Genomic DNA, 20,024 nt, shown 5'->3' with positions numbered 1-20,024 from the left:
GCGGCTAGGCGTGCTCGTCCCTGCCGTCGGTCTTCAGCTTCGCCTCGATCTCGCGCACCGCCTCGGTCATCACCTGAAGCTTGTCCCGCAGGTAATGGCCCGACAGCCGCTTCTTCAGCGCCGACACGCTGAGGCCGCCCACCGGCGCGCCATGCGGCCCGAAAATCGGCATGGCCAGCGCGCGGATGTCCTGCACCTCGAGCACCTCGTTGATGAAGTAGCCCTTGGTGCGCACGTGCTCCACGCGTTCCCACATCGTCTTCACGTTGAAGGTGGGGTAGTCGCGCGCGATGCGCTTGCTGTTGGCCTGGTAGATGCGTTCGATCTCGTCGTCCTGCAGGCCGCTCAACAGCGCCACCGCGCCGGCGCCGATGTTCAGGGGCCGGTGCCGGCCCACATCGAGCACGAAAGCCTTGATCGGATAGGCGCCTTCGGCGCGGCCCGCGCAGACGCCGTCGAAACCCGATCGTATGGTAAGGAAGGCGGTGTCGCCCGTGGCGGCGGCGACGCGCTCGAGGAAGGGATGGCACACGTCGCGCAGGTCGAACGACATGGCCGCGGCCAGGCCCATTTCATAGGCGAGCGATCCCAGGTGATAGCGCTTGGTCTTCTCGTCCTGGCGGATGATGCGTTCGGTGACCAGGGCCTGCAGGATGCGATGCGTGGTGGGGCGCGTCAGGCCGCTGGCCTGGTACAGCTCGACGAGCCGCAGGCCCTTGCGGTTGTCCGCGGTGATGAGCTTGAGCAGGGCCGCGCAGCGATGCACCATCTGCGTGCCTGTTCGGCCTTCCTCGGTATCTGGATCGGTTCTCATGCAATCTCATAATGTGGACGAAATTTTGCCGAGGCGCCAAAGCTGTGCGCGGATAATGGCAGAAATCTCGATTGATCCGAAAGAATAGTCCACATTAAGGGAGACTGCCCAGGTGACGACCGATACCTTGGACACCAACACATCCCAGATCTCCGCCGTGGTCGGCATAGGCCACACGGACTGGGTGGAAGACTATCGCCGTGTGCGCAACGGCGAGAAGCCGCATGATTCGTACGGCTATGCCGCGCTGGCCTTCAAGCGCGCGCTGGAAGACGCGGGGCTGACCCGCGACGACGTGGACGGCCTGATCGTGGGACCGACGACGGCCTACGAACGCATGGGCGAGATCCTGAACATCGATCCCCGCTGGGGCGGACAGGCCGACGCGGTGCAGTCCGTGTTCCAGGCCGTCATGGCCATCAAGTCTGGCCTGGCGGAAGTGGTGGCACTGGTGTACGGCAACGACCAGCGTTCGGCGGCGGTGCAGTATGGCGGTCCGCAAGCCATGGGCGGCGGGGCCTTTCTGTCGTACGTGTATCACAGCCCCTGGGGCCTGACCTCGCAGGGGGCGCTGTATGCGCTGATGTTCCAGCGCTACAAGGAGCTGCACGGCGTGACCGACAGGGACCTGGGACAGGTGGCCGTGGGCCAGCGCCAGTGGGCCAACCTGAATCCCAACGCCATCATGCACGGCAAGCCGCTCAGCATGGAGGACTACCTGGCGGTGAAGTACATCGCCGAGCCGCTGCGCATGAACGACTACTGCCTGATCAACGACGGCGGCGTGGCGCTCATCGTCATGGAAGCCAGCCGCGCGCGTAAGCTGTCGGACAAGGCGGTGATGATCCACGGCCTGGGCCGCAGCGACCTGAACCGCAACGCCACCAGCCTGGGCCCGCGCCTGGTCGATTTCTACCTGCCGGCTCAGCAGGGCGCGGCGCAGCAGGTCTACGCCGCGGCCGGCATCGGCCCCGAGGACGTGGACGCGCTGATGGTGTACGACAGCTTCAGTCCGCACATCCTGTTCGCGCTGGAAGGCTTCGGGTACTGCCGTCCTGGCGAGGCCGGACGCTTCATCGCCGAGAACGGTATCGGCGTAGGGGGAAAGCTGCCGGTGAACACGCATGGCGGCCATCTTTCCGAGTCGTACATGCAGGGCTGGAGCCACCAGATCGAGGCCGTGCGCCAGGCGCGCGGCGGACTGGGCAAGCGCCAGGTGCCCGATTGCCGCTACGTGCAATACGTATCGGACGTCGCCGGCAAGGCCATGTCCATCATCTACGGACGTTGAGGAGGGCACGACCATGAGCAAGACGCCTCGCCTGTATTCCCCCTATGACGCGCCCATGTGGGAGAGCATCGCCGAAGGCCGGATGAAGCTGCAGCGCTGCCCGGAGTCGGGCGCGTTCCGCTATCCGCCCGGCCCGATGTGCCCGGTCAGCCTCAGCATGAACTACGAATGGGCGCCCGTCTCCGGACGCGCGAAGATCGTCTCGTGGACGGTGTTCCACCGCCAGTACCTGCCTGCGTATCCCGCGCCGCACCTGGTGGTGGCCGTGCAGCTCGAGGAAGGCCCGATCATGGTGTCGTACATGGACCATGCCGAGCTGGACGACGTGAAGCTGGACGCGCCGGTGCGCATGATCTACGCGGATCATCCCGACGGGTATCGCGTGCCGAAGTTCACGCTGGACCGGTGAACGCAGCGGGCGGACTCGCGCGGTGGCGCGGGCCCGCCTGGCTTCAGCGCTTGTCCCGGCGCGGGCGCTGTCCCGCCGCGACGCTCTTACGGCAATGCCGGCAAGCGCCCCATCATCTGCCGCACCGGCGTATCGGCCAGCGCCATGGCGGCCGCGAAGAACGCATCGCCATCGTCGGCCGCGCCGGCGTAATGCAGGCAGTCGCGCCATTTCTCGCGCAGCTCGTAATCGTCCAGCGGGCAGGCCGCCGAGCCGCTCAGCTGGCGGATCTCCTTGTGCAGCACCGTGCCCGATTTCAGCGTGACGGCCAGCGTGTTCCATCTGGGCATCTCGGGGCCGTCGTCCTCCGCGCAGGTGATCTTCTCCATCAGGGCTTGGGCCGCGGGGCGCTGCACCGCCTCGTCGCTGAAGCTGGACAGGCGCACGTGGCCGTCCAGCAGCGCGGCCGCCATGGCGTACTGCATGCTGAACTTGCCTTCCAGGCCGGTGCGCGGCCGGTCGTGGATCAACGGCACCATGGCGCGCCGATTCGACCTGACGTGCACCGCGGCCACGGCGTCCGCATCCAGGGCATGTTCGGCCCGCATGGCGAGCATGCCGTCCAATGAACGGTGGGCGGCGTAGCACATGGGGTATTTCTTGATCTCGATGCCGCTGCGCGTCAGTTCCAGTTCGGCCTCTCCCAGGCCCTGCAGCGCCTGCGCCAGATCTTCGCCATTGCCGTACAAGGTCGCAAAGCCCTCGGCGCCGTCCAGCGCGTCGAGCGCGCCGTCCACGCCCAGTTCGGCCAGCAGGGCGGCTCGCGCCGCCGAGGCGCCGCAGTGGCCCGCCTGGAAGGATTTGGCCATGGTGCCGAAATTCCCGCGGGTTCCCGAGGCCTGGGCCACGGCCAGGCCGATGGCGTTCACCGTCTGCGCTTCCGACAGGCGCAGCAGATGGCAGCATGCGACCGCCGCGCCGATGCCGCCCAGCGTGGTGGTGGCGTGCCAGCCGCGCGCGTAGTGGTCGTGCACCATGGCGCGCGCCAGCCGCACCATGACCTCGAAGCCCACGGCGTACGCGCTGGCCAGCCTCCGGCCGTCCAGGCCCCGGCTCTCGGCCAGGGCGACCAGCGGCGGCAGCAGGGCGATGCTGGGATGGCCGCGCAGCGGGCTGTTGACGTCGTCGAAGTCCAGCACGTGGCCAGCCACGCCGTTGTACAACGCGGCTTCTTCCACGGGCATCGATCTGCCGGCGCCCCAGGCGGTGGCGCCCGTGTCGGCGCTGGCGCGGGCCTCGGCATATTGCAGGAAGATGCGCGACGCGGGTTCGGCGCGGCCGGCCAGCGCCACGCCCACGGTGTCGACCAGCGCGCGGCCGACCTGGCGCAGGGAAGCGCCGTCCAGCCTGCGCGCATCGAAGGCGCAGGAAAAGCGGGCGATACGCCGCGAGGCAGACAGGGCGGGAGAGGCGTCAGGCATGCGGACTCCGTGCTTGCCGGTTACCGGGAAACAGCTCGCCTCGCGCGATGAGGCGCGCGGTGCGTTGGATGGTGGCCGCCGTGATGGTCGTGGCCTCGCCATCGTGCCGTGCGGCAGCGTCGACGAGGATCGTGCCGCAGGGATGGCCCAGCCGCAGCGGGCCTGCGCGATCAGGGCGCAAATGCGCTGCCGCGATGGTGCCCGGTATGCGGCACGCCATGCCGATGGCCGCGGATACCGTCGCCGCCAGCGCCTTGCTGGTGGCCGAGGTCGAGTACTGCCGGCAGACCAGGTCGACATCGTCCGCGGCGATGCGCTCGCCCGTGGTGTAGGCGCGGTAGTCGCGCGGCGACTGCACGGCGACCAGCATGGGCGTGGACGGCGCGGCCCGCCCGCGCCAGTAGTCGCCCAGGCCGGTGCGGATGGCGACGGTCTCGCGTATGCGCTGCATCAGGCCCGTCAGCTCGGCGTTGCCGTCGATCTCGTCGGGCGATTCGATGCCTCTCATGCCCAGGTCTTCGGCGGCCGCCAGCACGATCAAATTGGGGCCGTCCACCACCGACACGTCCAGCGGACCGTGTCCCGGCACCTCGATGCGGCTCGATGCGCTGCCCAACGGCAGCAGCGTGCCGGTGATGGCGCCTGTGGCCCGGCTGAAGTCCAGGGCGATGGGCGCGCCCGTGCCGGGCACGCCGCCGATGGCGAGCGGTCCGTCTTCTAGCACCGCGCCGTCCCGCAGCGGTACCTTGGCCTCGATGATCCGGCCGGTGTTGACGTTGTGGATGCGCACCGTGGCGTGCGAGCCCCGGGCCGCGACGAAGCCTTCGTGCACGGCATAGGCCGCCGCGGCCGCCGTCAGGTTGCCGCAGTTCAGGTTGAAATCCACTTCGGGATGATGAATGCCGACCTGGGCGAACAGGTAGTCGATGTCCGCCCCGGTCACGCTGGGCGGACCCATGATGCCGGCCTTGCTGGTCAGCTTGTCGCCCCCGCCCATGCCGTCGATCTGGCGGGCATCGGGGCTGCCGAAGATGTCCAGCAGCACGGTTGCCAGGGCCGCGCGGTCCGGGGGCAGGCGTCCGGCGGGCATGAAGACGCCCTTGCTGGTGCCGCCGCGGAACAACGAGAAGGGAATCGAAGCGGTGGCTGGGCTCATGGCTGTGTGGCCTCCGTCAGGATGGCGCGCAGGCGGTCGCGATGCCGCGCCAGTTCGCGTGCGCGGTCGGCGTTGAAGTTGAACAGCGACGCTTCCAGCGCGTGCTCGCGGTCCGCGTCGGATACGCCGTCGAGACGTTGCGGCAGCCCCAGCGCGAGAAACTGTTCCTGCACGGCGCGCGCGACGCCGTGCGGCGAGGCCGCGTCGGCGTCGGCCAGGCCCAGCGCGCGGCCCATCTGGGCCACGGCGTCGGGACACAGGTCCGCGAAGTGCCGGATGGCGGGCGCCGTCATCGCCGCGTGGGCGCTGCCCTGGTCCAGGTGCGGCACGCGGTTGAAGAGGGCCGCGGCCAGCGCATATACCGCGCGGGCGATCCAGTGCGCGTCGAACGGGCGGCCGCCGTCGTCCTCGTCGCGGTTCTGCAGCAGCGCGGCCGCGCACATGTCCAGGCGCGCCCGCGCGTCGGCGGAATCGGCCATGCGCGGCAGCGCGTCGCGCGAGAGGGTGTAGGCATGCAGGCGCGAGGCCTGCACGAGCGGGTTGGCGCGTCGCAGGTCGCCCGTGTTCATCAGCGCGCGCCAGTACACGCCGACGCCGGTGGACAGCGCCAGCGATGCCGGCGCGGTCAGCAGCGCCTCGCTGTCCCAAAAGATGGCCGCGGGGCGCGTCTTCGGATCGAAGAACTCCAGCCGCGGCCCGCCGTCCGCGCGCCGCAGCGCCGCGCCCGCGCGGTTCTGCGCCGAGGTGGCGGCCGTGAGCACGTTGAAGATGGGCGGCTTGGGGCGCAGCAGGCGCGGGCTTGCCGGCGCCTGGCCATCGGCGTAGCGCGTGGCGAGTTCGGGCAGCGGCCGGTTCTCGCCCAGCGCGATGGCAACGACGCGCGCCGCCTTCAGCACGCTGCCGGCGCCTATCGCGATCAGCAGGTCGGCCCGCAGGTCGCGGGCCTGCGCGGCTGCGTCCTCGACATCCTCCAGCGGCGCATCCTTGCGCAGCCGGGTATAGGCGCCCGCGTAGCGATCGCCCAGCAGCGCGCGGATGCGGTCCGGCAGGGGCGTGCGGGTCGCGACGCTGTCTCCGCACAGCACGAACGCGCGGCTGGCATCCAGGCGGGCTGCCTCGCGCGGCAGCATGGCGAGGGCGTCGTCGCCGGCGTGCAGCCGGACGGCGGGTGACAGGGAGGCAAACCGTTCCATGGCCGCCTCCGGGTTCACGCCGCGCGCAGGCCGTTGCGCAGCAGTTCGCGAGCCACCACCCAGCGATGCACCTCGCTGGGCCCTTCCACGATGCGCATGACGCGGCACATGCGCGAGATGTACTCCAGCGGCAGTTCCTTCGACACGCCCATGCCGCCGAACAGCTGGATGGCGCGATCGACCACGCGGGCGATCATCTCGGTGCCCTGCACCTTCACCATCGAGCCGTCCAGCCGCACGTCGCCGCGGCCCTGGTCCATCTTCCAGGCCATCTGGTAGACCAGCAGCCGCACCATTTCGAGTTCCTGGTACGAATCGGAGATCCACCACTGCACCGCCTGGCGGTCGGCCAGCGGCGCGCCGAAGGTCTGGCGCGTGTTGGCCTGCTCGATCATCATGTTCAGGCAGCGCGTGGCCAGGCCCAGGCAGCGCGAGGCGATCTCCAGCCGGCGCACGCCCAGCCGCTTGGACAGCGGCCCGAAGCCCGCGCCGACCTCGCCCAGTACCTGGCTGTCCTCCAGTTCCACGTTGTCCAGCACAACCTCGTAGGGATGGTATTCGCCGATCATGGGGAAGGACGTGGGAATGCTGAGGCCCGGGGTGCCCTGGTCGACCAGGAAAGCCGTGAACGCGGAACGCTTGTCGGCCTTGGCATCGGTGACGGCCATCACGATCATGAAGTCGGCGCGGCGCGCGTTGCTGATCCACAGCTTGGTGCCGTTGAGCACCCACTTGCCGTTTCTGCGCTCGGCCCGCGTCTTGATGGCGGCCGCGTCCGAGCCCGCGCCCGGCTCGGACAGCGCCAGACAGCTTTTCTTCTCGCCGCGCGAGTAGGGCAGCAGGTAGCGGTCGATCTGGTCGCCCCTGCACAGCTCTTTCAGCATGAAGAGATTGGGGCTTTCCGGCGGCAGCACGAACGGCACGACGCTGTGCTTGAGCTGCTCGACGACCAGGCACTTGGTCAGCATGCCCAGGTCCTGGCCGCCGAATTCCTCGGGCACGTCGATGCCCCACAGGCCTATCTCGCGGGCCTTGGCCTGCAGGGTGGACTCGAGTTCGGGCGGGATGAGCGGCGTGTCCGAGTAGCCGCGCTCGGCCTCTCGCCGGATGATCAGCGCCTCGTGCGGAATCAGTTCATCGGTGGTGAAACGCGCCACGGTGTCGCGCACCATGCGCGAGTCTTCGGGCAATTCGAAATCCATGTCTACTCCTGTTGCGAGCCGTTCAGCGGCCCTTGTAGGCGGGCGGCCTTTTTTCCTGGAATGCGCGCCGTCCCTCGATGCGGTCCTCCGTGTCGCGCAGCAGGCCGAACACGTAGCGTTCGCCGTCCAGCGCGGCGGGCAGCGGCATGTCGCGGCCGGCATACACCAGCCGCTTGATGGCGCGCACGGACAGCGGGGCGTTCTGCGCGATGCGCCGGGCGATCGCGTGCGCGGCGGGCAGCAGTTCGCCGGGCGGCACGACCCGGCTGACCAGCCCGATGCGCAATGCCTCGGCGGCATCGATGCGGTCGCCGGTCAGCAGCATCAGCATGGCGTCCGATGACGCCACGGCGCGCGGCAGGCGCTGCGTGCCGCCCGCCCCGGGAATGCTGCCGATGCGCACCTCCGACAATGCGAACACCGCGTTGTCCGATGCGATGCGGATGTCGCAGGCCAGCGCGATCTCCATGCCGCCGCCCATGGCGTAGCCGTTGATGGCGCATATCAGCGGCTTGTCGGTGTCCAGGCCTTCGAGCAGGTGGTCGGAATGCGGGCGACCGAATGTCAGCTCGGCAAAGCTCTCCTTGGGGGGCATGGTTTTTTTCAGGTCCGAGCCGGTGCAGAACGCCTTCTCGCCAGCGCCCGTCAGCACCGCCACGCGGATGCTGTCGTCTTCGTCGATGCGACGCCACGCGGCCTGCAGTTCCGCCCGCATGTCCGGGTCGATGCTGTTCATCGCATCGGGGCGATTCAGCGTCAGGGTGGCGACGTGGTCCTCCACCGAGATGTCCAAGGGCATGGTCTCCTCCTTTCGTTCGGGTTCGTGGCGCCGGCTACGACAGCACGCCGTCCGCGCGCAGCTGCCCGATGGCCGCGTCGTCCAGGCCGAGCACGTCGCGGCAGATCTCGTCGGTGTGCTGGCCCAGCAGCGGCGCGGGCGCCGTGGGCTCGAAGTGCGCGCCGGAAAAGCGGTAGGGCGCGGCGTTGTAGGTGCTCGGCCCCATCTCGGGGTGGTCCAGCGTGACCCAGTGGCCGCGATGCTCCAGTTGCGGGTCGCGCATCACGTCGCGCGCGTCGTACACGGGGCCCGCCGGCACGCCCGCCTCCTGCAGGGCTTGCGCCAGCTGCATCATGTCGTGCCGCGACGTGCGCCGCGCCAGTTCCTGGTCGATGGCCTCGCGCTGGCGCAGCCGTTCTTTCGCGTGGCGCCATTCCTCGGGCGCCGGCAGATCCAGTGCGCGCGTCAGGGCGGTCCATTGCGCGTCGCTGCACACCTCGATGGTGATCCAGCGGTCCGCGCCGGCGCAGGGATAGACGCCGCTGGGAGCGTGATCCGGCCGGGCATTGCCATGGCGGCCGTCGACGACGCCGTTCACCAGGTAGTTCATCAGGCTGGGTCCGACCATGGCCAGCGTGGACTCCATCTGCGCCAGGTCGATGAACTGCCCCTCGCCGGTACGCCGCTGGTGCCGCAGCGCGGCAAGGATGGCGAATGCGGCGTGGCCGGGATTGGGAATGTGGTCGGGATAGTTCGTGCCGGTACCCGCCGGCTGGCGGTCAGGCAGTCCCGTCATGTGCTGCAGTCCGGTCAGCGCGGCGATGGTCAGGCCGTAGCCCAGATCGTCCTTCTCCGGTCCGGACGCGCCCTGCATGGACATCGCGGCGTACACCAGGCGCGGCGACAGCGCCTTCAGGGTATCGTGGCCCAGGCCCAGCTTCTCCATCACGCCGGGCGTGAAGTTGTTGGTGACGAGGTCGGCGTCCGCGATCAGGCGCTTCACCATGTCCAGGCCACGGTCCGTCTTCAGGTTCAGCGTGACGCTGCGCTTGCTGGAGTTCCGGTCCGCGAAGTAGCCGCTGCGGTTCACACCCGGCTTGCCGTCCTTGAAAGGCTTGGTGACGCGCAGCGTATCCAGCCGCGCCGAGCTTTCGATCTTGATCACGTCCGCGCCAAGGTCGGCCAGGATCTTGGTGGTGTACGAACCGGCGCCGATCCAGGTGAAGTCGATCACGCGCACGCCCGCCAGCAGCCTTCTCATCGCACGGCTCCCTGCGCCATCAGGGCCTGTTGTTCCGCGTCGGTGTACCCGGCCCAGGCCAGCACCTGCCGCGTATGCTCGCCCAGCTGGGGCGCGCGGCGGCGCAGCCGCCATGGCGTGGCCGACAGGCGGTACGGCGCCCCTGGCATGCGCACGGCCGTGCCGCGGGCGTCTTCGGTATCCACGAAGTACCCGCGATGGGCGCGTTGCGGGCTGCGGACGATGTCGCTGGCGTCGCTGATGGGGGCCAGCGGAATGCGCCGCGCGCGGGCCTGTTCGTGCAGCGTGTGCCGGTCCCGTGTGCCGGCGAAGGGCATGAAGACTTCGCCGAAGAGGCGCTTGGCCTCGTCGCTTGCCAGGAAGGCCTGGTCATTCCAGCGCGGCTCGGTGAACTGCCGCGCGCCGGCCGCGCCCTCGGCGATCAGCCAGTCGGTGGTGGTGCTCCAGAAACGGTTGCTGCCCACCCCGCCCGCCATCAGATAGATGTAGCCGTCGGCGCATTCGAAGACGCCCGTTCCCGCCAGCCGCTGCGTGCCCGCGTTGCGCTTGCGTATCGTGCCTTCCAGGTCGTGGAACTGCACGGCGTTCTCCATGCCCATCACCACGCACTCCTGCATGGAGACGTCGACGTGCTGCCCCGTCCCGCCCGCTTCGGCGTCGTATACCGCGGCCATCGACGCCACGGCCGCGAACAGGTTGGCCGCGCCCACCGCCTGCTCGCCGCAGGCCACCATGGGGGCGGTGTCGGGATAGCCGGCCAGGTACAGCATGCCGCCCATGCCCATGGCGGTGAGGTCGGTAGCCAGCCAGTGCGAAAAAGGACCGGACTGTCCGAACGCCGTGATGCTGGTCATCGTCAGCGCCGGGTTCACGGCGGCCAACTGCGCGTAGTCCAGGCCCCGGCGGGCCATGACGCCGGGCTGTTCGCTTTCCACGACCAGGGCGCTGCGCTCGGCCAGCCGCAGGAACACCTGCCGGCCCGAGTCGCTGTCCAGGTCCAGGGCGATGCTTTCCTTGTTCGTGTTCTGGTACTGGAAGGTCAGGCTGGCGTCCGGGTCGTCGCGGCCCGCCACGCGCGGTTCCGCGTGCCGCGTGGGTGCGCCGCCCGCGGGCTCTACCAGGATGACCCTCGCGCCCAGGTCGGCGAACAGCTTGCCGCAATAGTTGCCCAGCGGGCCGGCCAGATCGAGGACCGTGATGCCCGCCAGTGCGGCGGCCGGTGCGGCGTTCCGGGGTGATGACTTCATATGCATGGATCGGCTGTATGGCTTATTGCATCTGGTAGATGTCGGCCTGCTTGGCGAGGTCGCGCCATTTGACGAGGTTGCTCTCTATGTTGCGACGCATCTCGTCGGAAGAACTGGCCACCACGCCGTAGCCCAGGCGCTCCAGCTGTTCCTGGCGTTTCTTCAGCGACTTGACGATGGAGGCGTTCAGTGCGCTGACCACCTTTGGGTCGGCCTTGGCCGGCATGTTGAAGCCGTACCAGGTGTCCGAGTCGTATCCCTTCAGGCCGATCTCCGAGAAAGTCGGCACGTCGGGCAGTTGCTTGTTCCGCTGCGGGCTGCCGATGGCAAGAATGCGTATCGTGCCCTTGTCCGCCAGTTCCTTTGCCGAGGCGGACTGCACGAACATCATGTCGATATGGCCGCCCAGCATGTCGTTCATGGCAGGGCCGCCGCCGCGATAGGGCACGTGCGTGATCTTCACGCCCGCCATCGCCTTCATCAGCTCGCCGGCCATGTGCTGCGAGCTGCCCACGCCGGCCGAGCCGTAGCTCAGTTTCTCGGGATTCTTCCTGGCGAAGTCGATGAGCTGCTGCGCGGTCTTGTAGGGCGAATCCGTGCGCACTGCCAGCACCAGCGGCGCGGTGACCGCGATGGACAACGGCGTGAAGTCCTTCTGCGGGTCGTAGTTCAGCTTCTTGTAGATGGACGGATTGACCGACAGGATGCCGTCCGTCGTCAGCATCAGTGTGTAGCCGTTGCCGGGCTGGCGCTTGACGTAGTCGGCGGCGATGGTGCCGCCGGCGCCGGCATGGTTCTCGATCACCACGGGCTGCTTCAGGTCTTCGGCCACGTCCTGTCCCACCAGGCGCGCCAGTCCGTCGGTGCTGGCGCCGGCGGCGTAGGGCACGATCATCTTGATCGGCTCGGAGGGATAGCGGTCGGCGGCGTAGGCCTGCAGCGCAAGCGCGAAGCCGGCCATGCCGATCAGGAGTTTGAACGGATTCGTGGAAGGCACGGATGTCTCCTCGTTGTTATGGATGGGGTCGTGCGGCACGTGCGCCGGACCGGTCCGCCGATCTATGTGGCGGTACCAGGCCAGGAAATGATAGGAATGGGCGACCCCGCGGGCAATGCGAAAAAGCCCACAATGTGAGCTATAGGGTTAGTGCGTAAAGCCCTGCTGCGGGGCGCTGACGAGCGCTGCAGGGGTAAGTCCAGATAATGAGATTCCAGGCGGGGTGCGCGCCGTTGGCGAGGCGAGTCAGCGGACCACCACCGTGGGCTTGCCTGGCCACAGGCCGCGCCGCGCCACCGTGCGTATCTCGCTGGACACGAAGTCGACCATAAACTGCACATTGCGCAGGCGCCCCTGCGCGCGCGTGGTGATCAGCGTAAGAGACAGCGACATGCCCTTGTCGCTCAGGGGGCGCGTGATCAGCTTGCCGGCGTCGATGTCCGCCGACGCGCCGCCCTGTGTGGCCACCGTGTAGCCCATCCCCTGCGCCGCCATGGCGCGCAGCATGCTCATGCTGGTGGCCTCGTACAGCGGGGTCAGCGGCTTGTCGATCTCGGCGAAGGCATCCTCGAGCAGCATGCGGATGGTCTGGTGGCCGCTGGGCAGCACCAGCGGCAGGGCGGCAAGGTCGCGCACCGAGACGCGGGGTAGGTCGCGCAGCGGCGAATCGGGCCTGCCCAGCACGTACAGCCGTTCCATCAGCAGCGGCACGCTGACCAGGTCAGGATGCGCCGGTGGGTCGTACAGCACGGCCAGGGCCAACTCTTCGCTCAGCACCCGCTCGATCATGGTGTGGCTCAGTTCCTCTACCATGTTGACCCGCAGCAGGGGCCACCGCTGGGCGATCATCGGCAATAGATACGGCGCCATGACCATGCTGGCCGAGTTGGTGATGCCCATGGACAGCGAGCCCGACACGACCTGGGTGGAATGGCCGATTTCTTCCTTCAACCGCACCAGTTGCGTCAGTATGCCGGGGGCCCGTGCGGCCAGCATCTGGCCTGCTTCGGTCAGCTTGCAGCCGCGGCTGGTGCGGATGAACAACTGCGCGCCGATCTGTTCTTCCAGCTTGCCCATCTTGCGCGTGACGACAGGCTGGGCGGTGCGCAGTTCGGCGGCCGCGCGGGAGAAGCTGTGGGTCTTGGCCACCCAGCAAAAGACGTTCAGCAGGTCGATGTCGATCAGCTGCGCGTCTTGCGATAGGGGGAAGTCGATCATCCGGTTCCGCGGGGCGTGCAATTCGAACGTGCCGATGTCCGGCCTGCGGAATTATGGCACTGATCGCTCCTCAAGCCGGTAGCACTGCGCCGCCGTGCCATGGAACAGCCGGTCGCGCTCCTGCTGGCTGTATTGCTGGGCAAGGCGCTTGAAGGCGTTCCAAAGCACGCGATAACTGAACGAGCCCTTGTCCACGGGGAAGTTGCTTTCGAACATGCAGCGCTCGGGGCCGAACAGCTCCACCACCGGCAGCACGTATGGTGCGAAGTCGCTCGCCAGCGTTTCGGAAGTCGGGGGCAGGGGGCGGCGCTTGTAATCGAAGCCGGCGATCCGCATGCCGAGACCGCCCAACTTGACGTACACGTTCGGATGGCTGGCCAGCGCGCGCATCGATTTCAGCCATGCCTGCCGCACTTCCTCGCGCCGGTCGGCATACGCGCCGATATTGAGCACCCCGCCCAGGTGGTTCAGCACGATGCGCGTATCCTGGAATGCCGCGGCAAGCGCGGCCACATCCTGCAGCTGCGGATGGAATACCCATGCGTCGAAGCTCAGTCCCATGCGGCCCAGCGCCTCGAAACCCTGCCGGAAGCGGGCATCGAGCAACAGCCCGGGCGGTGGCCGCAGCGCGGGGTTCATGACGCTGTCGTCCGCGTCCCATGTGGCGATGTGGCGGATGCCCTTGAAGCGCAAACCGGCCGCTTCGACGTGCGCCTGCAACACGTCCTGCACGGCCGAGCCCAGGCACAGGTCGGCATGCCCGACGATGCCGGCGCATACCCGGATGCCTCCATGGCCACCGTCGGCGCAGCGCTCTGCCAGGCGGTTGGCGAACTCGGTCTCGCCCACCGGCGCGAAGGCGGGATTGCCGTCCGAGCGATACATCGAACGGCATTGCGAATAGACCGTCGCGACGACTCGATGCCCATCCCGCAGGTCATGCAGGAACTCATCCAGCAGATAGCGGTTGCCCTCCCGGTCCCACAGATGGTGGTGCGGGTCGATGATGACCTGGTCCGGATCCAGCACGGGCTCCTGCACCTGGGCAAGCCATTGCGGCCGAGGTACGTCATGTACGTTGGCGTTGTGCATCGGCTACTCCAGCGCCTGCGCGGCGGCCAGGGTTTGTATGTCCGCATCCGACTTGTTCAGCACCGATCGCAGCACGCTGTTCGTGTGTTCGCCGAGCATGGGCGCGGGCATGCGGGGCCGCACGGGCACGTCGGAAAAGCGGAAAGGCAGCGCGCTGTACGTCGTCTCGCCCATCTCGGCGTGCTGCTGCCGCACCCAGTGCCCGCGATGCAGCAGCTGCGGATCGGACAGCACGTCGCGTGCATCCAGCACGGCGCCCGCAGGCACGCCCGCGCGCTGCAGCGCCTGCTGCAGCTCCTCTCGATTCCACCGCGCGGTGGATCGTGCCAACGTGCGCTCCAGTTCTTCCGCCTTCGCGAGGCGCCCCGCGGCATCTCGCCATGCGGCGTCGGCCAGCGCCGGTTCATCCAGCACGTCCAGCAGGGCTTGCCACTGCGTGTCGCTGTCCACGGTGATCGCGATCCAGCGGTCGTCGCCTTCGCAGGGGAAAACGCCATACGGCGCCAATGGCCGATGGCGGTTGCCGGAACGCTGCGCCAGCACGCCATTGGCCGTGTAGTCCGCCACCGTGGGGCCCAGCAAGCACAGCGTCGGCTCCACTTGAGACAGGTCGATGTGCTGGCCGCGGCCGGTGCGCCGGCGATGGCGCAGGGCGGCCAGTACGCCCAGCGCCGCGTGTGTGGGATTGGGGATATGGTCGGGGTAGTTGGTGCCCGTGCCCGTGGGATCGCGGTCGGGCAGGCCGGCCAGTCCGTGCAGGCCCGTCAGCGCGCCGATGGTCAGGCCGTATCCCAGGTAGCGCGATTGCGGTCCCGACTGCCCCTGCATGGACATCGACAGATACACGATGCCCGGCTTGAACGCGCAGACGTCGGCATAACCCAGTCCGAACTTGTCCATTACTCCGGGCGAGAAGTTGTTGGCCACGACATCCGATGCCGCGATGATCTCCCGCGCCACGGCGCGCCCCGCTTCGGTCTTCAGGTTCAGCGTGATGCTCTTCTTGCTGGAGTTGCGGTCGGCGAAGTAGCCGCTGCGGTTCACGCCCGGGATCCTGTCCTTGTAGGGCGGGCTGACGCGCAGGCCGTCGGGGCGTTGCGCGCTTTCGATCTTGATGACCTCTGCGCCCATGTCGGCGAAGACCTTGGTCGTGAACGAGCCCGCGCCCAGCCAGGTGAAGTCCGCGATGCGGATGTCGTGCAAGGGAAGTGCTTTCATGGATGACTCACTGCTGCGAGGCGTGCTCATTCGGCGGCGTGCGCGATGCCAGCGCGGGTGCGGCGCGCCCGCTGACGCACGGGGTCTCGCTCATCAAGAAGGGAGCGCCGGGTACGCGGTAGGGCGACTCGCGCCCGGGAATGGACGCATCGACGAAGAAGCCGCGGTATGCCAGCTGCGGATTCGAGACCACGTCGGCGGCGGTGTTCAAGGGCGCCAGCGGCAGGCGGCGGCGCTGCGCTTCCTCGTACAGTTCAGCCTTGGTCCGCTGGCGGGTGAACGCGACGAAGATATCTTCGAAGCGCTGCTTCGCCTGCGGCGTGGCCAGGAAGTCCCGCTCGGTCCACTGTGGATCGCGGAACTCCTGCGCCCCTGCGACCTGTTCATCGATCATCCACTGCGTATGATCGGGCCAGAATCGGCTGCCGCCGATGCCGCCCGCCATGTAGTAGATCTCGCCGTCCTTGCATGGAAACACGCCCATGCCCGCGACGCGCTGCTCGCCGCCTTGGCGGCGCCGCACCACGTCTTCCAGTTCGGCGAACTGCGCGGCGTTCTCCAGGCCCATGGCGATGGCTTCCTGCACCGACACGTCGATATGACGGGCGGTAGCCGCCGCGGGGTCGCGTTCCGCGTCCCATACCGCGATGGCGATGGCCACCGCCGCGAACTGCGCGCCGGCCAGCAAGGCCTGATCGCCGGGGGCGCCCATCGGCTCGCGGTCGGCATAGCCGCCAAGGTAGAGGAAACCGCCCAGCGCCATGGCGACGAGGTCGTCGCCTACATAGTCGGCATAGGGACCGTCCTGGCCGAACGGCGTGATGCTGACCACGATAAGCTTCGGGTTCGTCGCGCGCAGCGATTCGAAATCAATGCCCAGGCGCCGCGCTTTCGCGGGCAGGCACGATTCGATCAGCACGTCCGCTTCGCGCGCCAGCTCGTGCAGGGCCTGGCGCCCCGTCGGCGTTTCCAGGTCGACGACCACGCCACGCTTGCCTTCATTCAGATAGTTGAAGTACAGGCTGGCGTCCGGGGCGGGCGTGCCGTTCAGATAGGGGCCGCGATGGCGGCTGGCCGCGCCGCGAGGCGGCTCAACCAAAGTGACGTCCGCGCCGAGCTGCGCCAGTAGCCTGCCGCAGTACTGCTCGGCGGATTGAGTCAGGTCGAGGACGCGCAAGCCCGCCAGCGCGCCGGCAGGCGGTGTAGAAGATGCGTTCATGTGGCTGGAAGCGTGGTTGCCGGGACGCCCCACGACGGGACGTCCCCTGCCAGGTCAGTCGAGCTGGATGTTGTTGGCACGGATGACGTCACGCCACTTGCCGACTTCACGTTCGGTGTATGCGCGCACCTGTTCGCGGGACTCGGCGGCGGGCTGGGCGCCCAGCTGCAGAATGCGGTCGCGCACCTCGGCACGCCCCAGGGCCGCGTTCACCGCGGAGTTCATCTGGGCCAGCAAGGGCTCGGGCGTTCCCGTCTTCGCGAACAGCGCGAAGAACGACAGCACGTCGTAGTCGGCGATGCCGGCTTCCGCCACGGTGGGAACGTCCGGGAGTTGCGGCTGCCGCCTGGCGGACGTGACGGCCAGCGCGCGCACCTTGCCGGCCTTCACCAGTTCGAGCGCCGAGGGCAGGTTGTCGAACATCACGTCGATGTGCCCGCCCATCAGGTCGGCGATGGCCGGCGCGCTCCCCTTGTACGGTACATGGACCAGGTCCACGCCGGCGGACCGCTTGAACAGCTCGCCGGCCATGTGCAGCGAAGAGCCCGGGCCGGCCGATCCGAAGGTCAGCCGGCCGGGTTCTTTCCTGGCCAGTGCGACAAGGTCGGCCACGCTGTGGATCGGCGCCGAGGCGTTCACGATCAGCACGTTCGACACGTAGGCCACCATGGCGACGGGCGTGAAGTCCTGCGTGAACTCGAAGGACAGCTTTTTGCCGGCTGCCTGGTTCACGGGATTGTTGAACGACCCCATGTACAGCAGCGAGCCATTGGCCGGGCCGTTGGCGACATAGGCCGCGGCGATGTTGCCGTTGGCGCCCGGGCGGTTCTCGACGATGACCGGCACCTTCAACGCGGCTTCCAGTTGCGGCGCGATCACGCGGGCCAGGGCGTCGGTGCTGCCGCCCGCCGAAAAGCCGACTTCGATCTTGACCGGTTCGGACAGCGTCTGGGCCGAGCTGGCGAATGCCAGGGCGGACAGGGCGATGGCAGTGGCGGCACGCGCGAACGCCAGGGCGGATCGGCGTGCGGGGGTGGGCATGTTGCAGTGGGATGCGGGCCCGGACAGGGCGCGCGCGTGCAGCGAATACGTCACAAGCGTATGTCTCCGTGGGTTGTTGTGTGTCGGACTGTGGGTGTCCGGTGTGGCGAAACTTTATCGTCCGGCTCGTGGCCCAGCTAGCGCATTTCCGGTATGTCTTGGCCGCCGGTTCCGGTATGGCGGCGGGGCCGCCGGATTCCGGCTCCTAGGGAAAATCCTGGCTCCGAGTCGAGGACCGTCGTTTCTCACGGAAACGCAGCGCGCACGATGCATAGACGCCGTTCCGGTACAGGTTCTTGATAGGTTTGTTGCTAAGTGCGGTCAAAACCTATGGAAAACCCGGCATGTAGGATTTAAGTAACCGCAACGCGATCTGTTCCAAAACCTTGTCGGCTGCGTGCTAGGATGCGCCGAATCTATCTTGGTTTTGCAATATGTATCCGAATAGAACTCGCGCGTCGGTGCGGTGGCTGGTCGCGTTGCTGTCCGCCATCGCTATGGCATGTGCGGCGGGCGCCGCCGCGACCGTCCGGTACTCGGCGGTGTCGACCGAGTCGCCGCTGGTCGCCGGTCGCTTGCTTACCCAGAACGAACTGGCCGTACTGGCCATCGCCTATCCCGGCGAGAACTTCGGCAAAGTCCGCGTGTATTCCCGGCGCTGGCGGCTGTTCCAGGGCGAGGACTACCTGATCGCGCCCAACGGCAACATCTACTGGCCCAAGGCGGATGCCGTCTGCCCCGATTTCACGGCGTGCGGCCGCACCATGCTGCGCACCTTCGTCCACGAGGCCGCGCATATCGTGCAATACCAGTCGGGCACCAATGTCGTGCTGTCCGCGGCGATGCACCAGATCGTCCACCACCTGTCCTTGCACGCCTACGACCCGTACAAGTTCGATGCGGATCTGTCGTCTCCGCTGGGCCTGAACGTGGAAGCGGCGGCCGAATGGCACGCGGCCCGGTTCTGCAGCATGACGGCCGCGTGCGATTAGGTGCGGGTGCTCGATAGAGATTCATGCCTGCAATGCGCGTGATGCGTGGCGGAAGGCGCGTCCGCGTCAGGGAAGCCGGCCCGGACGGTCGAGACGAGCGGTGACCGTGGTGCGAAAGCGCTTGACATCAATCTACTGATAGGTAGAATTCGCTTCACGCGCTGAGGTTCCGGAAATCAGCCGGCTTCGGCGCAGCAATGGCTGATGTGCCAAGTTCAGTGCGCATGAGTGCAATCCGCGCGCCCCAACCCGATGCGTTCCGCCATATAAATAGTGCACGATTTAATAGCTATCTACTTGAACTTAACGACCCCGAAGGAATTCATCATGAAATTCACCGCCAAGCTTCTCTCCGCCGCCATCCTTGCCGCCAGCGCCACCATCGCGGTGGCCGGGCAACCCGCACCGGCCGGCAGGCCCGACCGCGTCACGGCCGACTTCCTCAAGGCTCTGAACAGCAGCAAGGGCCCTGGCATCGAAACCCTGTCGCCGGCCGCGGCGCGGCAGGTGCTGGTCGATGCGCAGAAGAGCGTGAAGGTCGACCTGTCCGGCATCGAGGTGTCGGAAAAGACCATCCAGCAGGACGGCCTGACCGTGCCGTTGACCATCGTGCGTCCGGAGGGCGTGGCCGGCACGTTGCCCGCCTTCATCTTCATCCACGGCGGCGGCTGGATCCTGGGCGACTATCCCACTCATGAACGCCTGGTGCGCGATCTGGTCGTGCAGTCGGGCGCGGTGGCCGTGTTCGTGAACTACACGCCGTCGCCAGAAGCCAAGTACCCCGTGGCCATCAATGAAATCTACGCGGCCACGAAGTGGGTGGCGGCCAACGGCGCGCAGATCGACGTGGACGGCAGCCGCCTGGCCATCGTGGGCAACAGCGTGGGCGGCAACATGACCGCCGCCGTGGCGCTGATGGCCAAAGACAGACAGGGTCCGGCGCTGCGCTTCCAGGGCCTGATGTGGCCGGTGACCGATCACGACTTCAACACCGGTTCGTACCAGACCTATCGGCAGGGACACTTTCTTACCCGGCCCATGATGCAGTGGTTCTGGAACGCCTACACGACCGATCCCGCGCAGCGCGCGCAGAAGTACGCCTCGCCGCTGCGCGCGTCGATCGACGAGTTGAAGGGATTGCCGCCCGCCCTGGTGGCGACCGCGGAACTGGACGTGCTGCGCGACGAGGGCGAGGCCTACGGCCGCAAGCTGGACGCCGCGGGCGTGGAAGCGACGGTCACGCGCTACAACGGCGCCATCCACGATTTCGGCCTGCTCAACGCCCTGGCCGACGATGCGCCCACCAAAGCCATGACCAAGGCGATGGCAGCGGAACTGCGCAGCCGCCTGAACTGATGGCGTAGTTGACCGGCGACGCCGGCATATGCACGGGGCCGGTCCGATGCATATGCCGGCCCGGCGCTTTTTCCCGTGGC

General features: G+C 67.7%; 18 protein-coding genes. 4 read left to right on the top strand and 14 right to left on the bottom strand.

Going from position 1 to position 20,024, the window contains the following annotated elements:
* Nucleotides 1–4: 4 nt before the first annotated feature.
* Nucleotides 5–814, bottom strand: a complete 810-nt coding sequence (locus CAL15_RS20610; RefSeq protein ID WP_086080194.1) for an IclR family transcriptional regulator — start codon at nucleotides 812–814, stop codon at nucleotides 5–7.
* A gap of 112 nt (nucleotides 815–926) precedes the next feature.
* On the opposite strand from CAL15_RS20610, the gene CAL15_RS20605 reads away from it, so the two are divergent.
* Both CAL15_RS20605 and CAL15_RS20600 read left to right on the top strand, forming a co-directional pair.
* Nucleotides 927–2,105, top strand: a complete 1,179-nt coding sequence (locus tag CAL15_RS20605) for a thiolase family protein (protein ID WP_232468046.1) — start codon at nucleotides 927–929, stop codon at nucleotides 2,103–2,105.
* A 13-nt stretch (nucleotides 2,106–2,118) separates the two neighbouring features.
* Entirely contained in the window at nucleotides 2,119–2,514 is a 396-nt protein-coding gene (locus CAL15_RS20600) for a Zn-ribbon domain-containing OB-fold protein (RefSeq protein ID WP_086080193.1), read from the top strand.
* A gap of 86 nt (nucleotides 2,515–2,600) precedes the next feature.
* Here the strand turns inward: CAL15_RS20600 and CAL15_RS20595 are convergent, their stop codons facing one another.
* The 13 genes from CAL15_RS20595 to CAL15_RS20535 form a co-directional block, all read right to left on the bottom strand.
* Nucleotides 2,601–3,974, bottom strand: a complete 1,374-nt coding sequence (locus CAL15_RS20595; RefSeq protein ID WP_157666703.1) for an MmgE/PrpD family protein — start codon at nucleotides 3,972–3,974, stop codon at nucleotides 2,601–2,603.
* Entirely contained in the window at nucleotides 3,967–5,130 is a 1,164-nt protein-coding gene (locus tag CAL15_RS20590) for a PrpF domain-containing protein (RefSeq protein ID WP_086080191.1), read from the bottom strand. The genes CAL15_RS20595 and CAL15_RS20590 overlap by 8 nt, the downstream gene beginning before the upstream one ends.
* Nucleotides 5,127–6,323 carry an iron-containing alcohol dehydrogenase gene (locus CAL15_RS20585; RefSeq protein ID WP_086080190.1) on the bottom strand — a complete coding sequence of 399 codons (1,197 nt, stop codon included), beginning with the start codon at nucleotides 6,321–6,323 and terminating at the stop codon, nucleotides 5,127–5,129. The genes CAL15_RS20590 and CAL15_RS20585 overlap by 4 nt, the downstream gene beginning before the upstream one ends.
* A 14-nt stretch (nucleotides 6,324–6,337) precedes the next feature.
* Nucleotides 6,338–7,525 carry an acyl-CoA dehydrogenase family protein gene (locus tag CAL15_RS20580; protein ID WP_086080189.1) on the bottom strand — a complete coding sequence of 396 codons (1,188 nt, stop codon included), beginning with the start codon at nucleotides 7,523–7,525 and terminating at the stop codon, nucleotides 6,338–6,340.
* Between the two features lie 22 nt (nucleotides 7,526–7,547).
* The gene (locus tag CAL15_RS20575) at nucleotides 7,548–8,324 is read right to left on the bottom strand and encodes an enoyl-CoA hydratase/isomerase family protein (protein WP_086080188.1); all 777 of its coding nucleotides are present in this window, start codon (nucleotides 8,322–8,324) and stop codon (nucleotides 7,548–7,550) included.
* A 34-nt stretch (nucleotides 8,325–8,358) separates the two neighbouring features.
* Entirely contained in the window at nucleotides 8,359–9,564 is a 1,206-nt protein-coding gene (locus tag CAL15_RS20570; protein ID WP_086080187.1) for a CaiB/BaiF CoA transferase family protein, read from the bottom strand.
* Nucleotides 9,561–10,811 carry a CaiB/BaiF CoA transferase family protein gene (locus CAL15_RS20565; RefSeq protein WP_157666702.1) on the bottom strand — a complete coding sequence of 417 codons (1,251 nt, stop codon included), beginning with the start codon at nucleotides 10,809–10,811 and terminating at the stop codon, nucleotides 9,561–9,563. The genes CAL15_RS20570 and CAL15_RS20565 overlap by 4 nt, the downstream gene beginning before the upstream one ends.
* Before the next feature lie 22 nt (nucleotides 10,812–10,833).
* On the bottom strand, nucleotides 10,834–11,808 hold the full coding sequence (locus CAL15_RS20560; RefSeq protein WP_086080185.1) for a Bug family tripartite tricarboxylate transporter substrate binding protein: 975 nt from the start codon (nucleotides 11,806–11,808) through the stop codon (nucleotides 10,834–10,836).
* A gap of 246 nt (nucleotides 11,809–12,054) precedes the next feature.
* Nucleotides 12,055–13,026, bottom strand: a complete 972-nt coding sequence (locus CAL15_RS20555) for a LysR family transcriptional regulator (protein ID WP_086080184.1) — start codon at nucleotides 13,024–13,026, stop codon at nucleotides 12,055–12,057.
* A 51-nt stretch (nucleotides 13,027–13,077) separates the two neighbouring features.
* Entirely contained in the window at nucleotides 13,078–14,118 is a 1,041-nt protein-coding gene (locus tag CAL15_RS20550) for an amidohydrolase family protein (RefSeq protein WP_086080183.1), read from the bottom strand.
* A gap of 3 nt (nucleotides 14,119–14,121) precedes the next feature.
* Entirely contained in the window at nucleotides 14,122–15,336 is a 1,215-nt protein-coding gene (locus CAL15_RS20545) for a CaiB/BaiF CoA transferase family protein (protein WP_086080182.1), read from the bottom strand.
* A gap of 7 nt (nucleotides 15,337–15,343) precedes the next feature.
* Nucleotides 15,344–16,555, bottom strand: coding sequence for a CaiB/BaiF CoA transferase family protein (locus tag CAL15_RS20540; protein WP_086080181.1), 1,212 nt, complete (start codon nucleotides 16,553–16,555; stop codon nucleotides 15,344–15,346).
* A 54-nt stretch (nucleotides 16,556–16,609) separates the two neighbouring features.
* A complete protein-coding gene (locus CAL15_RS20535) occupies nucleotides 16,610–17,596 on the bottom strand; it encodes a Bug family tripartite tricarboxylate transporter substrate binding protein (protein WP_086081216.1) in 987 nt (328 codons plus the stop codon).
* A gap of 434 nt (nucleotides 17,597–18,030) precedes the next feature.
* Between CAL15_RS20535 and CAL15_RS20530 the strand changes: the two genes are divergently transcribed.
* Entirely contained in the window at nucleotides 18,031–18,588 is a 558-nt protein-coding gene (locus CAL15_RS20530) for a hypothetical protein (protein ID WP_157666701.1), read from the top strand.
* Nucleotides 18,589–18,915: 327 nt separating this feature from the next.
* Nucleotides 18,916–19,944, top strand: a complete 1,029-nt coding sequence (locus CAL15_RS20525) for an alpha/beta hydrolase (protein ID WP_086080179.1) — start codon at nucleotides 18,916–18,918, stop codon at nucleotides 19,942–19,944.
* Nucleotides 19,945–20,024: the final 80 nt, after the last annotated feature.

The sequence above is a fragment of the Bordetella genomosp. 13 genome (assembly GCF_002119665.1).
In the GTDB taxonomy this organism is placed as follows: domain Bacteria; phylum Pseudomonadota; class Gammaproteobacteria; order Burkholderiales; family Burkholderiaceae_B; genus Bordetella.
The sequence above is the reverse complement of the archived record's forward strand: the minus strand, read 5'-3'. Positions and strand labels throughout refer to the sequence as shown.